Here is a 1,698-nt window from a genome sequence, read left to right on the forward strand (position 1 = left end):
GCCCGACACATCGCGGGTCAGAAGCGTAAACTTGACCAACTCTTCCATGACATCGACGACCCGGTCGTAGTAGGCCGATGGCTTCATACGACCCTGTTCGTCGAATTCCTGATAGGCTTTCGCCACAGATGACTGGTTGGGTATTGTAATCATACGCATCCAGCGCCCGAGTACCCGCATCTGGTTGACGGCGTTAAATGATTGCGAGCCACCCGAGACCTGCATGACTGCGAGCGTACGCCCCTGCGTTGGCCGGATCGAACCCATTGCAAGAGGTATCCAATCGATCTGCGATTTCATCACGCCTGTCATCGCCCCATGCCGTTCGGGACTTGTCCAGACCTGGCCTTCCGACCACAATGAAAGCTCACGCAGCTCCTGCACCTTCGGGTGATCAATTGGAGCGTCATCCGGAAGCGGCAATCCGGCTGGATCGTAAATGCGGGTCTCAGCACCGAAATGTTGCAGTAGCCGCGCCGCCTCCTGTGTCAGCAAACGGCTATAGGAGACCTTGCGCAATGAACCGCAGAGCAAGAGTATTCTGGGCGCATGCGACGACTTTGGCGAGGTCAACTTGGACGCATCGACCTTGTGCAGTGCCTCTTCCAAAGTGTTCGGCAGATCAGACAACGCGCTTTCCTTTTGCATCGATGACGGCCTTGCCATCCTCTTTGGCAAACGCTCCCTTTTGCGGCTCCGGCAGAATATCCAATACCAGCTCCGATGGACGGCTCAATCGTACACCCTTATCTGTCACCACAAATGGGCGGTTGATCAGGATCGGATGCGCTTCCATGGCGTCAAACAACTGTTCGTCGGTCAATGACATGTCATCCAGACCAAGTTTGGCGTAGGGCGTACCCTTTTCGCGAATGGCTTCGCGGACAGTCAGCCCAGCTCTTCGGATCAAGTCTTTGAGTTCCTGGCGCGCAGGCGGCGACTTCAGATATTCGATGATCGTCGGCTCGATGCCCGCGTTGCGAATGAGAGCCAGCGTGTTGCGTGACGTGCCGCAAGAGGGATTGTGATAGATKGTAACGGCCATTAAACAGTCCTTTCGATTTTCTGGAAGTTCTGCACCTCCGCGCCGCGCTCGTACCAATTTTTGCTGCGGTTGACGATCCACACGACCGACAACATCACCCGAACTTCGATCAGGACGCCAAAGCCGCCCCTCGAATCCGACAGGTCACGCATGAAGCCCCTGTTTTTCCTTTGGCGGGCAGCAGGGAACGATATCAGCCAATAGCGGCGCACAGATATCGGGATGTCCGGCACAACAATCTTTCAGCAAGAAGTTAATTGCTTCGCGCAGGTTTACGAAATTAGCCCGGTAGATAATTGAACGGCTCTGTCGCTCAGAGGAAATCAACCCCGCTCGCAAAAGGATCGCGAGATGGGTAGACATGGTATTCTGCGGAACGTCGAGGAGGCCAGACACCTCTCCAGCCCCGATCCCATCTGGCTCATGCATCACAATCAGCTTGAACGCATCCATGCGGGTTGGTTGGGCAAGAGCCGATAAAGCTTCGATTGTTTTTTCTTTTTTCATATATCTAGATTTATCGATGTGTTATAAAATATCAAGTGCGGATTGTCAGTTCTTAGGTTAAAACCAACGGCTACATTCTTGCGTTTTCTGATGCCAGAATTTCAGCTCAAAGTTGGAGAGAAGGCGGATTGCTACCACGCTTCCAC

3 protein-coding genes and 1 pseudogene are annotated in these 1,698 nt (G+C 53.6%); all 4 read right to left on the minus strand.

Features of this window, described 5'->3' with window-relative positions; genetic code table 11:
• A partial coding sequence (gene arsH, locus ACXJ5O_RS26045) for an arsenical resistance protein ArsH (RefSeq protein WP_457302435.1) occupies nucleotides 1-648 on the minus strand: 648 nt, incomplete at its 3' end.
• Nucleotides 623-1,045 (minus strand): arsenate reductase (glutaredoxin), encoded by a 423-nt coding sequence (gene arsC / locus ACXJ5O_RS26050; protein ID WP_457302436.1) that lies wholly within the window; start codon nucleotides 1,043-1,045, stop codon nucleotides 623-625. The genes arsC and arsH, both read right to left, overlap by 26 nt.
• A pseudogene (locus ACXJ5O_RS26055) lies at nucleotides 1,045-1,164 on the minus strand (arsenical-resistance protein); the annotation flags it as partial. The pseudogene ACXJ5O_RS26055 and the gene arsC, both read right to left, overlap by 1 nt.
• Before the next feature lie 25 nt (nucleotides 1,165-1,189).
• Nucleotides 1,190-1,552, minus strand: coding sequence for an ArsR/SmtB family transcription factor (locus ACXJ5O_RS26060; RefSeq protein ID WP_457302437.1), 363 nt, complete (start codon nucleotides 1,550-1,552; stop codon nucleotides 1,190-1,192).
• Between the last annotated feature and the right edge of the window lie 146 nt (nucleotides 1,553-1,698).

Source organism: Phyllobacterium sp. P5_D12 (genome assembly GCF_054049495.1).

Bases quoted from the DNA above. Each gene is read 5' to 3' on its own strand.
- ACXJ5O_RS26060 (WP_457302437.1), bottom strand. From the start codon at position 1,552: ATGAAAAAAGAAAAAACAATCGAAGCTTTATCGGCTCTTGCCCAACCA.